The organism is Alistipes finegoldii DSM 17242 (assembly GCF_000265365.1).
GTDB classification, from domain to species: Bacteria; Bacteroidota; Bacteroidia; order Bacteroidales; family Rikenellaceae; genus Alistipes; species Alistipes finegoldii.
Genome location: NC_018011.1, coordinates 2928183 through 2940794 on the forward strand (window position 1 = coordinate 2928183; position 12612 = coordinate 2940794).

8 protein-coding genes and 1 pseudogene are annotated in these 12612 nt (G+C 55.8%); all 9 read left to right on the plus strand.

The genetic code is table 11. The features are described 5' to 3' along the window. Positions 1–121 precede the first annotated feature (121 nt). The 9 genes and pseudogenes from mobC to ALFI_RS12715 all read left to right on the plus strand — a co-directional run bounded on the left by mobC (position 122) and on the right by ALFI_RS12715 (position 12611). Positions 122–2140 (plus strand): annotated as a pseudogene (gene mobC, locus ALFI_RS12675) (conjugal transfer protein MobC). 102 nt (positions 2141–2242) lie between these two features. Then, on the plus strand, positions 2243–3598 hold the full coding sequence (locus ALFI_RS12680; RefSeq protein WP_014776096.1) for a DUF4099 domain-containing protein: 1356 nt from the start codon (positions 2243–2245) through the stop codon (positions 3596–3598). 4 nt (positions 3599–3602) lie between these two features. Then, positions 3603–3845 carry a DUF4099 domain-containing protein gene (locus ALFI_RS12685; RefSeq protein ID WP_014776097.1) on the plus strand — a complete coding sequence of 81 codons (243 nt, stop codon included), beginning with the start codon at positions 3603–3605 and terminating at the stop codon, positions 3843–3845. 157 nt (positions 3846–4002) lie between these two features. Next, positions 4003–5025: a fimbrial protein gene (locus ALFI_RS12690; RefSeq protein WP_009598551.1), complete on the plus strand. Its 1023-nt coding sequence runs from the start codon at positions 4003–4005 to the stop codon at positions 5023–5025. A 62-nt stretch (positions 5026–5087) separates the two neighbouring features. Continuing rightward, complete coding sequence (locus tag ALFI_RS12695; RefSeq protein WP_042493722.1) at positions 5088–7667, plus strand: DUF4906 domain-containing protein; 2580 nt, start codon at positions 5088–5090, stop codon at positions 7665–7667. A gap of 20 nt (positions 7668–7687) precedes the next feature. Next, positions 7688–8242, plus strand: coding sequence for a DUF3575 domain-containing protein (locus ALFI_RS12700; RefSeq protein WP_009598547.1), 555 nt, complete (start codon positions 7688–7690; stop codon positions 8240–8242). A 7-nt stretch (positions 8243–8249) separates the two neighbouring features. Next, positions 8250–10079 (plus strand): DUF4906 domain-containing protein, encoded by a 1830-nt coding sequence (locus tag ALFI_RS12705; protein ID WP_014776099.1) that lies wholly within the window; start codon positions 8250–8252, stop codon positions 10077–10079. A gap of 15 nt (positions 10080–10094) precedes the next feature. Then, positions 10095–11729 carry a hypothetical protein gene (locus ALFI_RS12710; RefSeq protein WP_014776100.1) on the plus strand — a complete coding sequence of 545 codons (1635 nt, stop codon included), beginning with the start codon at positions 10095–10097 and terminating at the stop codon, positions 11727–11729. Between the two features lie 141 nt (positions 11730–11870). Then, complete coding sequence (locus ALFI_RS12715; protein WP_227042201.1) at positions 11871–12611, plus strand: radical SAM protein; 741 nt, start codon at positions 11871–11873, stop codon at positions 12609–12611. The last annotated feature ends 1 nt before the right edge of the window (position 12612 follow it).

The following is a 12612-nucleotide window of genomic DNA, read 5'->3' on the forward strand; positions in this document are numbered from 1 at the left end:
TTTTTCCGATTCCAGACATATCCCGTAGCCAATTAGGGCGAACGAGGGCGAACGGCAGCCTACAACGTCGGGAATTGTCGCGTCCGACTTACTTTTGCCGCCGAAACCAAAAACTATATTTATGCAACAAGAAGATGATTTGAGGGCGCTGGCAAAGATTGTCGCGTTCATTTTGGCCGTAGGCATTATCTGCAATGTTACCAACATTTATTGGTTCTGTTACGAATGACTGGCCGACAACGGCTGAACATTCGGGATTATCGACCGTATTCTGCATGGATTCCAGCAGACGACGGGATTCTATTCCTCACCCCTCTACTCAAAACTGTTCGCCTTTCTGCTGCTCCTGATCGCCTGTCTGGGTTCACGGGGCGTTAAATCGCAGAAAATCGGCTGGCCGCATATCATCACGGCGGGCTTCGCTGGCTTCTTCCTCTACTTTTTCAACGATTGGCTTTTGCATATACACGCAATGCCCGGCGTGCGCGTGGCATGGTACACCGGAACTCTGTTCGCGGGTTATCTGCTCATGCTTACGGCCGGAATATGGATATGGCGGCTTCTGCGGCACGACCTCTTGGACGACGTTTTCAACGACGAAAACGAATCCTTTATGCAGGAAACACGCCTGCTTTCGGACGAATATTCGGTGAACCTGCCGACGCTGTTCCGTTATCGGGGACAAAATTTTCGCGGCTGGGTGAATATCGCGGTTTTTCGTAGCTGCATGGTGGTCGGCTCACCGGGCAGCGGAAAATCATTCACCGTAATCAATAATTACATCAAACAACTCATCGAGAAAGGATATAGTCTGTATCTCTATGATTTCAAATATCCGGATTTGAGTATGCTGGCTTACAACCACCTGCTGCGTTTCACGCACAAGTACGAAGTAAAGCCGCAGTTCTGCGTGATAAACTTCGACGATCCCCGCCACTCGCACCGCTGCAATCCCATCAATGCCGATTTTCTGACCGACATTGCGGATGCCTATGAAGCTGCTTACGTCATAATGATCGGTCTGAACCGTTCGTGGGCACAGAAGCAGGGCGATTTTTTCGTCGAATCACCCGTCGTGCTGCTCACGGCGATTATCTGGTTTCTGCGTATCTATCAGAACGGGAAATACTGCACCTTCCCCCACGCAATCGAACTGCTGAACAAGAAATACGAGGAGGTTTTCACCATCCTCATGGCCCGGCCCGAACTGGAAAACTATTTGAGTGCGTTCGTCGATGCTTGGCAGGGCGGCGCACAGGAGCAGTTACAGGGACAAATCGCGTCCGCGAAGATCCCGCTGTCACGGATTATCTCGCCCGCGCTCTACTGGGTCATGTCGGGCGACGACTTTTCCCTCGACCTGAACAATCCCCAAGCCCCGAAAATCCTTTGCGTGGGCAGCAACCCCGACCGCCAGAATATCTATTCGGCGGCATTGAGCCTTTACAACTCGCGCATCGTGAAAACCATAAACCGCAAGGGAAAACTCAAATGCGGCGTCGTGATCGACGAGCTGCCGACCATTTTCTTCAAAGGTCTGGACAACCTCATAGCCACGGCCCGAAGCAACCGCGTAGCCGTATGTCTGGGGATGCAGGACTTTTCCCAACTTACACGCGATTACGGCGAACACGAAAGCAAAGTCATACAGAATATCGTAGGAAACGTTATTGCCGGGCAGGTCGTAGGCGACACGGCCCGCATCCTCTCCGAACGCTTCGGAAAAATCGTGCAGCAGCGGCAGTCGCTCAATATCAGCCGTGAAGATAAATCCACGGGGATAAACACCCAGCTTGACAGCGTGATCCCCGCGTCGAAAATCAGCAATCTTTCGCAGGGCGTGTTCGTCGGAGCCGTGGCCGACAACTTCGGGGACAATATTCCGCAGAAAATGTTTCACGCCCAGATTGTCGTCGATGTCGAAAAGGTCAAAGCCGAAGAAAAACAGTATCGTCCGATTCCCGTGCTCTCCGACTTCACCGACGAAAACGGCAAGGACCGAATGGCCGAGGTTATCGAAGCCAACTACTACCGCATAAAGCAGGAAGCGGCCCAGATCGTAGAGGACGAACTGCGACGCATAGCCGACGACCCGAAGCTAAAACACCTGTTTAAAGGCAACGAAACCGTAGCCAATTAGGGCGAACGAGGGCGAACGAGGGCGTAAAGAGTATCTTTTTGATGATGGCGGATATACATTCGCAGAGCAAACAGTTTCACATAATAACTTAAAATTCAAATTATGGCAGAAGAACAACAACAGTCGCCCGGTGCTGCGCAGCAGCCCAACGACAATTCACTCAACGAGCCGAGTATCGGCATGATGTACGACAAGGAGAAAGACCAGGCAAAGGTCTTTTCCCAGAACCCCGACGGGAGTATCGGCACGGTGGACCCGACCCCGGAAAATGAAAGCCTGTTTTTTGTCATGGACAAGAACATTCCGCTGAACTTCTACAAGAATTTGCAGAAGTATCACAACAACCCCACCATCAACATTTACGTTCTCCCGCGGCGTGCGCTCGGACGCATGAAAGATGCGCTGAAACGGTATTGGAAAAATACCACCCGCGACGACGTGAAACTCTATTACAACTACAAGATACACCCGGACGGAAAATTCGAGTGCAAGATGAAAACCCGCGGCATCCCCGTTGCCGAAATGCCGTGGGACACGCTCAACCGCATGGGGTACAGCTTCGGCGGGCTGGAAAAGATGAACTATCTCCAAAAGTTGCAGAATTACGAACAAACGGGGATGCACAAGCTCAAATACCATGACGATATAATCAACTATATCGGCGAGGGTAAAATCCGGCTCAAAAAGAGCGGCAACGGCTACAAAGTCGATGTGAAAAGCTATGCCCGGATTCTCGACGAGGGACTTTTCGATCAGAAATTCACCGAAACGGATATGAAGAACCTCGAAATGTACGGCAACCTCGGCCGCGTGCTGGAAACGTCCGAGGGTCCTCTGCTCGTGTCGCGGGACTTCGATACGCGGCAGTTGGATTACACGAATACTGAAAATGCTTTTGTTCCCCGATACATCCGCGGCACGGAACTCACACAGGAGGACATCAACAGCTTCCGTCGCGGTGAAGTGCGCGAAATAGCGATTGTAAACAGGGACGGCAGCGTGAACATCGTGCCCTACCAGTACAACGCGGTTTTCCGCAAACCTATGGAGGTATTGACCATTGAGCAGCGGAATGCGCTGGCAACCAAACTGCGCGAGCAGCGCGACATGGAGCGTATCATTTCCTCGATGCCCGAAACCGCCGACGGGCGGACCCAATACCCGCAGGCCCCCAAGCAGTCGGCAGAACAGACCGCCGAGACCGCCGGACAGGGACAAGCACCCGCAGCCGTGCCGGAGCAGAACCAGCAGGGGCAGGCCGCCGAAACGGCCGGGCAGGGACAAACTCCCGCACCTGACCTTTTCGGCGCAGGCCAAACCACGCAAGGCAAAACCCCGGTGCAGGGCCAGACATCCCCGCAAGGTCAGAAACAGCCGCGAGCCGGGCAGAAATCACCGCGTCCGGAGGTAGCGACGCCCACCCCCAAAGCACAACGGAAAACAGGTCAACACGTTTAGCGCTATGGAAAGATTCGATGAATCGGCTATTGACTGGGTAGCCGCCGCCAAGCGCGGCATAAGTCGCCGGATGCTCAAAGAATACGGTTTTCTGGAATTGCTGCTGGAGGGCGGCACGACACCCGTAATTCCCTTGACGCTAACCCTCGCGGACGTGACTATAAAACTGGACGGCACGCTTCGACTGACCGAGGACTGCGACAAAAACGTGCGTTTCGAAGTCCTCGGTTACGGCTGGGAAGAATAACCTCCTAAATCCTAAAATATGCGAAAGTGACGATTTTCGCCCGGAGAGCACCGAGGGTGCGGACCGGGACAGGACGGAGCGGCCCTGCCGCAGACAACAAACACAACATCAAAACTTTAATTCACAGCAAATTACACTCAAAACACAACGATTTAACATGAAAAAGATTCTTTTCGCGGCCTTTGCCGCACTTTCGATGATCGCCTGCAACAAAGACGATGCAACGACTGTCATTCCCGACATCGACAACACCCTCAACGGCGCAATCGTCGCCATGAGGTTCACCGACGAAACCCCGACCCGTGCGTTCTTCGCCGAAGCCGCGGCCGCCGAAGCGTGGGAAAAATCCCTCTCCTCGCTCTCCGTGTACGTGTTCAACGCCAAAGGTGACCTTATCACCCTGCGCGACTTCACCGCATCGGAACTCACGGCCCGCACCGCGACCTTCGCCCTGCCGCACGCCACAGCCGGAACGACCTGCGACTTCTATGCCGTAGCCAACATGTCCCTGACGGGCGTCACCACGAAATCCGCGCTGCTGGCAAAGCTGGAAACATCCGCCGCCGACTATAACGGGACATTCGCCGAGGTTTCGACCAAAGCCAAGCGCAGCGGCGGCTTCGTAATGACGGCCGGAGTGAGCAAGGCCATCGCCGAGGGCGGCACGACATCCGTAGCCCTGACACTCAAACGCACCGTCGCCAAAGTCGCCGTGCAGACCTCCGTCGATGCGTCGTTCAATAGCAAGTATTCCGGAACGCTGACCGTAACGGGAACGAAGGTGGTGCGTGCCGCCAGCCAGACGCCGATCATCGCCCCGGCCACACCGACGCCCGGAGCCATGACCTACACCCATACGCAGGCCCCGGCAGCGGCATCCGGCAAGTATAACAACCTTTTCTACATCTTCGAAAACGGAGCTTTGGCAGAAGCAAGCCGCGTCGCGCTGGAGATCACCGCGACCTATGACGCCGACGGGAACGCTTCGACAACGGCCGACCGCATGGAAGTCGTCTACACCGTTCCCCTCACGGGCAAGGCCGGGGGTGAAATCGCCCGCAACGGCTACTACCGTGTGGCCGCCAACATCACGGGTCTCGTGGGGCAGGATTGCCAAGTCAGCGTGTCGGTCGCCGAGTGGGAAACACCCGTAACGCAGTCGGTCGATCTGGGCGCATAAACAACCTATTCATTAACCGCCGCCCGCACCTTTCGGGGCGCGGGCGGTTATCATAAATCCCGATGAAACAAACCATATTCATTTTGCTCGCCCTCGCTCTTTGCTGGGGCTGCATTACCGACCGCGAGCCGACCGCACGGTCGAAAGTGGCCGTAGAACTGACCGTCAGGTCCGCCCCCATGACAACGACGACCCGCGCGACCGACGAAACGACGATCCGCGACCTGAATTTCTACCTTATGGACAAAGCGGGCCGCGTAGTGGTATTCCGCTATCTCACCACGACGACGCTGCGCTTCGAATGCCCTCCGGGCGTCTACCTGATGCGCATTGCCGTCAACGTCGGCCGCAGTCTGGGTGAAAGTGCCGACCTTTCCCGATACATGGTAACATACCAGCAGGATTATGACACACTACCGATGTTTTACGAACAGGAAACGACGATCTCATGTTCGTCCGGCAGCGTAGTGCAGTTACCGCCGATAAACGTTAAACGCTTCGTGTCGAAAATCTCCTACAACCTCACCGCAAAACCTGCCGACATGGAACTCAAATCCGTGCAACTGCTCACCGTTCCCAGCACCGCGGCGCTCTTTGCAGGGAACGGCCCGGCATCCGGCAATCCCGACGACTACACCCACGGCCCGGAAATGCTCCTGACGGGACGGCAGGCCGCAGGCAGCTATTACATGCTGCCCAATCTTCAAGGCGTGAGGACCTCGATCACCGACCAGAAGCAGAAGAATGCCGACAATGCGCCCCCTTGTGCATCGTGGCTGCTTATCCGCGCCACGCGGGGCAGTAAGGTGCTGGCCTACTCGGTCTATCTGGGCGAAAACAATACGTCCGATTTCAACGTCCGGGCCAACTGCCATTACAGGCTCAATATAACCCTGCTGAACGACAACACCGCAGACACCCGAATCGCGGCATATACGGCTGCCGTGTACGACGATTTCGACGACGGCAATATCGGCGGCTACTGCGTGTACGACCCGGATTACAGCCTGCATGTCGATATGGTGAACGAAAACAGCTCGCTCGCTATCAGCGGGCGGCTGGAGGTGACACAAGGCGACAGCGACTATTTCGAATTTGACCGTACCGACTGCAATAACAGCTTCGACTTTGAAATCTATAACCCCAAAGGAGGTAATTACTTTTACCTCGATTACGGCCCGTCCGTTTTCACCAAAGACAATTCAACGCTGGCCTACCGCGTAACGCTGACCGACGAATACGGATTCGCACAGTCTTACGATTTCAAACATACGATGGCAAATATAGTTTACGCCCATACTTCCGCAGGCGGGAGCGTCACGGCAGACAGATGCCTATATACCCAAACTGCGAACGAGGGCGGCGGCAAGCGCACCGCAGCGTTATGCCACGAGGACGGATGCCGACTGACCGCCGCAGCGACGGGGTCCTATGCTTTCGTGGGCTGGTACGCCGACGCCGCATATTCCCGGCTCCTTTCATCGTCGGAGAGCTACAATTATGTCCCCCGCGATTCGCATGCCGACATATATGCCCGTTTTCGGGTCATGGAAACACCCCTCGACAGTAAGGGAACGGCGAACTGCTACATAGCCCCGGCCCTCGACACCCGCTATTCGTTCGATGCGACGGTGCAGGGCAACGGCAAGAATACGACGAATATCTGGCCGCAGCAGCTTCACGGAGTTTCCGCCCGCGTGCTTTGGGAATCGGGGACATTGAGCGAAACGGTTGTCAAAGATGCGGCGTACTCAAACGGCCGTATATCCTTTTCGACGGGAGCCGTGCGGGGCAACGCCGTGATCGGGTTGTTCGACGCTGCGGGAAACTGCATCTGGTCGTGGCATATCTGGTCGGTCGATTACGACCCGGCAACAATGGCGCAGACCTATTCGTCCGGGGCTGTCTTTATGGACCGCAATATCGGAGCACTCACCACCGACTGCACGCAGCCCTCATCGCGCGGGCTTTACTACCAGTGGGGCCGCAAAGACCCCTTTCCGCATCCGGCGACTTGTCAGGATATAAACAAACGCGCCGACGCCGTATATGCCGAGGGATTCGAATACGCTGTCAGCTATCCCCGAAACGCCGGGACTGAAAGCCCTTATGACAATATGACCGTGGAGTGGTCGATTGCTCACCCGACAACCTTTATGAGCGATGCCATGTACGAAGATTGGGAAGAGTGGACATCAGTAGCCGATTGGCTTTATAATCATCATCCGAATCTTTGGGGGAACGTCACGACAAGCAACAACAATATTAGCAAGGTAAGCCTCAAATCAATTTATGACCCGTGCCCCGTTGGTTGGAAAGTCCCCAGCCCCGAAGATTTTGCCGGAATCGAGCGGGTAAGTCAGTCGTCGCCCTATTATGTAACGATTCATTACAACGGTAATCGCACCACGAATATCCCGACTGGAGGGACTTTCGTTGAAACACGCTTTATGAATAACGGACAGCTCGGACGGCTTTATACCAATGCGCCCTACAATATGCACTGGGGAACGTGGGCTTGTCGATATGGCGATATTTCCTGCACCTCGATTTTTTTCTCGACGGGTTCCGTACCATCATTTATCGGCACAACAGATTATTACCGCTATGCCGCAAATCCTATCCGCTGTATTCGGGAGTAGGCTTCCAAAGAATTACAACCATGAAAAAAAGACACATCATCACCTTAATGCTCTGCCTACTGGCTTTGTGGGGCAAGCCCCATCGGGTCGCAGCGCAGTTTTTCAGCGCCAAAGTAAACGCGTTGGCCGCACTCACCGCAACGGTGAACGTAGGAGTGGATGCCGCCGTCGCGGACAAGTGGACGTTAGACCTTTCCGCCTACTGGAATCCCGTAAACTCCGATTCGTTCAGTTGTCGGCTGTATGCCGCGCAGATCGGCACGAAACGCTGGCTTTACGAAGCGTTCGTGGGCCATTTCATCGGCAGCCAGCTAACCTATGGAAATTACCTGTACGGCGGTTCCCGACGCTACTACAAAGGCGGAATGGCCGGGCTGGGATTCAGCTATGGTTATGCTTGGCTGCTCTCGAAGCGTTGGAACGTCACGGCCGAAATCGGCATCGGGGTCTTTTACATGAAAGACACCCGCCGCGACCGCATCCCGCCCGAATACGAATCCATCTTCATACACCACTACAAGCGGTGGGTTGTAGGCCCCTCGCGGGCAGAGATCAGTTTTAACTACTTATTCTAAAAGCAGCATGAAAAAACTTATTTATACCGTCGTCTGCATGATGCTTTTTTGCTGCGCCTGCTCGGATGCGGACATAGAGCTTAATCCGGCGACGCAGGCCAAACAGCAGCTTGCAATGACATTCCGCTGCGGGGCCATGTCCCCGACACGCGCCGCGACGAACGACACCCGCATCGACGACATCAATCTGTACTTGTTCCCCGTAAACGGCGGTCAGGCCCGGCACGTCTATATTGCTCCGGTGCGCCCCGTCGTGCTGGAACTGCCCAAAGGCGACTATACGCTTTACGCCATTGCCAACCTCGGACACGACGCGGGCGAGCGGACGCAGGATTTCGTTCGCTCGCTGCGCGTCGAACGGGAGCCTGCGGCCCTCGCGGATGCTCCCTTTCCCATGTCCGCGCAGCAGGCCGTCACCGTGCGCGGCGACACGCAGATCGCCGTATCTTTGCTTCGCGCCGTGGCAAAGGTCAATTTCAGCTACACCGTGGCTGCTGATTTCGCAAAGTCTTTTCATGTGAAGTCCGTGCAGTTTCGCAGCGCACCCCGTTCGGCGGCTCTCTTTGACTTCAGCCGCGCCGAGAGCAGCGAAGCCGTTGCCGACATGCCGCCCGTCGAAGCGTCGGCAACGGCCTATGCCGCGACCTGCTATTTATTGGAGAACAGGCAGGGAGAGGTTGCAGGCATCGGCTCCCAGCAGCAGAAAGATCAAACCCGCGCCCCGGAACATGCCACCTACATAGCCATAGCGGGCGAAGCCGACGGAACGCAGGTTGTGTACCGCATCTATCTCGGAGAAAACAACACGACGGATTTCAATGTCGGCCGCAACCGGGTTTACAACATCGACGCCCGCATCCTCGGTCTGAACACCGTGGACTGGCGGGTATCGACGGCAGAACTCACCGTCACGCCATTTGCCGAAAACCATGCACCGGGGGAACCTGCGACAACCGAACTGCGGCTTACATCCACGAACAACCCCGAAAATGTCTATTACTTGTCCTATCATATCGACGCCGGGACGGGGATAGTCGCCATCGACGGCGTGAATCGGAACCCCGGTACGCCTTATCCGTTCTTTTCGGGCAACGGAACAGTAACGGCCGGTATCAGCTATACGCAGGCAGAGCCGGGCGACGTGCGGCTCCGTCTGACGGTTACGGACAAATACGGATTCAGCATGGAGCGTGTGCTGACAACGGTATTCAAAAACCCGGAACTGACGATAACCTATGCCCAGCAGGGAAATGAACTGACGGTTTATGACCGGGCATATATCGACTATACCGTGTCACAACCCGGTTACTCCGGGAACTACACCGTAAAAGTGGAAGGTGTTCCGTCCGTGTACTATGGTCGTTATGGCTCCGACGTTCCCCTGACGACATTCACCCAATACGGGAACGGCACAAATACATTACGGGTGAAGCCAAATATGCTTGGGCCGAACCCGCTGAAAATAACCGTAACCGACACCGACGGCCACAGCGCGGAGATCATCACATCGGTAATGGGTATTAAGACCACCGCCGACCTCCAACCGACATTCAGCACATCGGGGGGCTTGCTCTATGTTACCGTGGAATCTTCGCAGCCCGTAGTGGACGACCTGACCGTGAAAGTGACGGCCAATGCCGACATATATTCTTTCGGTGGGGCCGTGACAAAAAAGCAGTATATCGTAACGGTGAAGATTGAAGCCGACCATACGACAGGAAAAGGGTCTGTATCATTGAGCGGGTTAGGGAGTTACGCCACGTTCACAGTAACGTCTTATTCCGCGGAATTTAAGCGCACATCGGATAACGGATTGGTCGAATATAAATTGCAGTAGAAAATGAAAAGGATAATGAAAACTATTGCCGTATGCTTGGCCGCGTTGCTTTGCGGCTGTTCGATAACCGGGCATCTGGAGCGTCGCCAATACTGCGCCGACGTGTTGCACGTCAGCCGCGAACAGCGCGAACGCGAGCAGCAGACCTACCAGCCGCCCGCCTTGAAGATCGAATGGGACAGCAACCGTTTCTACCTCGTGCCGACCGAAGTACAGGAGAACGGCGAACGTATAATGGCAATGCAGATTCAGCAGGTAACCATACGCGCCAAAGCCCGAACGCTTCCCGAACGGCTGGGAAAGGTCATAATCGACTTCGTGATCGACATGCCCCGGCAGTTGCAGGGCGCATGCCGGAGCGTCATCGTAACCCCCTATCTGCACAAGTACGGCGAAGCGCATGCTTTGCAGGACATCACCATTCGGGGCGGGCTGTTTTCACGGGTGCAGCAGCGCGACTACTGGCAGTTCGGCAAGTATGTCCGGGCTTTCGCACCCGACAGCAGCGCCGAAGCCCGCGCTTTCGCCCGCTTCGTGAAATATCCCTATCCGGAGGGCGTGCGGCTCGACAGCGTGGCGGCCCATCCCGGCCATATCTCGTACTACTATTCGCAGGAGGTCCCGACAGACGAAACGTCGAAAACGATGCTTGTAACCTTACAGGGCCGTGTCGTGGCCCTCGACGACAGCAGCTACACGCTGCCCCCGTCCGATACGCTGACCTATCACGTTTCGTCGATGCTCTCGTTCGTCGATACCACGACGCGCTACAAAATAAAGGTCATAAACAAGTACGCCACCGTGCAGGACCGCAACTACATTCAGTTTTTGGTGAACGACACCCGTGTACTCGACACCCTCGGCAGAAACACCGCACAGCTCGGTAAGATTCAGGCACGCATGGCCGGACTGATCGCCCAGCAGGAATTTTTCGTCGATAGCGTCGTGCTCACGGCCTCGGCATCCCCGGAGGGAAGTTTTGCCCGCAACCGTAGTCTGGCGCAAGGCCGCGCCCATGCCCTCAAAGGCTACCTGCGGGAGCGCATCGGCCCCCAGGTCGATACGCTCGTTCGGGTGCGGTGGGTGGCCGAGGACTGGCCCGAACTGGCGGCCCGCATCCGTGGTGACGAAAGCCTGCCGCACCGCGCCGAAATACTGGAGTTGATCGCCGCCGAGAAAGACCCCGACCGACGGGAGCGGCTGATCCGCGAACGATACCCGGCGGATTATCGCTATCTTAAAGAAAGCGTCTATCCGTGGCTGCGGGCCGTGACATTGCGTTACGACCTGCGCAGGCAGGGAATGATAAAGGACACCATTCACACCCGCGAGGTCGATACGGCTTATATGCGGGGTGTGGACCTGCTGCAAAAGCGCAGGTATGCGAAAGCCCTTTACATCCTGCATGAATACCACGACCGGAACACCGTTGTTACGCTCCTTTCGCTCGGCCATGATGCACAGGCGTTTGAAATGCTCGACGGGCTGGAACAGACCGCGACCGTCGAATACCTCAAAGCCGTGGCCTGCTCCCGCCTGGGCCGCAAGGCAGAGGGCCGCGAACATTTCCTGACGGCCTGCGGCATGGACGAGCGGATGCAGTACCGCGGGAACCTCGACCCCGAAATAACCGAACTTTTAAAGGAATAAGCCATGAAGATAGGACTGATAGACGTAGACGGCCACCACTTCCCGAACCTTGCCCTGATGAAACTTTCGGCATGACACAAAGCGCACGGCGACAGCGTGGAGTTTGCCGACCCCATGTTCGGGCAATACGACCGGGTGTATATGTCCAAAGTATTTACATTCACACCCGATTATCCGTACGGATTCCCCTGCGAGGTAATAAAGGGCGGAACTGGGTATCGGGACTATGCGACCGTGCTGCCCCCGGAGGTCGAACACACCTGCCCTGATTACGGGCTGTATAACTATCCTGCGGCAATAGGTTTTCTGACCCGCGGATGCGTGAATCGCTGCCCGTGGTGCGTGGTTCCCCGAAAAGAGGGCGCATTGCGGGGAAACGCTGACATAGAAGAATTTCTGGACGGACGCCGCAATGCCGTACTGCTCGACAACAACGTACTTGCGTCCGGGTGGGGACTGGAGCAGATCGAGAAGATTATCCGGTTAGGGGTGCGCGTAGACTTCAATCAGGGACTTGATGCCCGGCAGATCGCCCGGAATCCCCCAATCGCCGAACTGCTCTCGCGGGTGAAATGGATGCGTTATATCCGCATGGCTTACGACAGCACCGCCGTCCGCGACGATGTGCGCAAGGCCATAGAACGGCTGAAAAAATGCGGTATGAAGCCCGCAAAGATGTTTTTCTATGTGCTGGTCCGGGAGGTGGACGACGCGCTGGCCCGCATCGAAGAACTGGACGCGCTGGGATGTCAGCCCTTTGCACAGCCGTACCGCGATTTTGAGAATAAGATACGCCCGACACCCGAACAGCGGCGACTGGCCCGCTGGTGCAACCATAAACCGACGTTTCACACCGTGAACTACAAAAACTACAAAGAATAAC

Coding starts and splice junctions, on each gene's coding strand:
- ALFI_RS12685 (WP_014776097.1), top strand. CDS start 3,603: ATGGAAAGATTCGATGAATCGGCTATTGACTGGGTAGCCGCCGCCAAG.
- ALFI_RS12705 (WP_014776099.1), top strand. CDS start 8,250: ATGAAAAAACTTATTTATACCGTCGTCTGCATGATGCTTTTTTGCTGC.
- ALFI_RS12700 (WP_009598547.1), top strand. CDS start 7,688: ATGAAAAAAAGACACATCATCACCTTAATGCTCTGCCTACTGGCTTTG.
- ALFI_RS12690 (WP_009598551.1), top strand. CDS start 4,003: ATGAAAAAGATTCTTTTCGCGGCCTTTGCCGCACTTTCGATGATCGCC.
- ALFI_RS12715 (WP_227042201.1), top strand. CDS start 11,871: ATGTCCAAAGTATTTACATTCACACCCGATTATCCGTACGGATTCCCC.
- ALFI_RS12680 (WP_014776096.1), top strand. CDS start 2,243: ATGGCAGAAGAACAACAACAGTCGCCCGGTGCTGCGCAGCAGCCCAAC.
- ALFI_RS12710 (WP_014776100.1), top strand. CDS start 10,095: ATGAAAACTATTGCCGTATGCTTGGCCGCGTTGCTTTGCGGCTGTTCG.
- ALFI_RS12695 (WP_042493722.1), top strand. CDS start 5,088: ATGAAACAAACCATATTCATTTTGCTCGCCCTCGCTCTTTGCTGGGGC.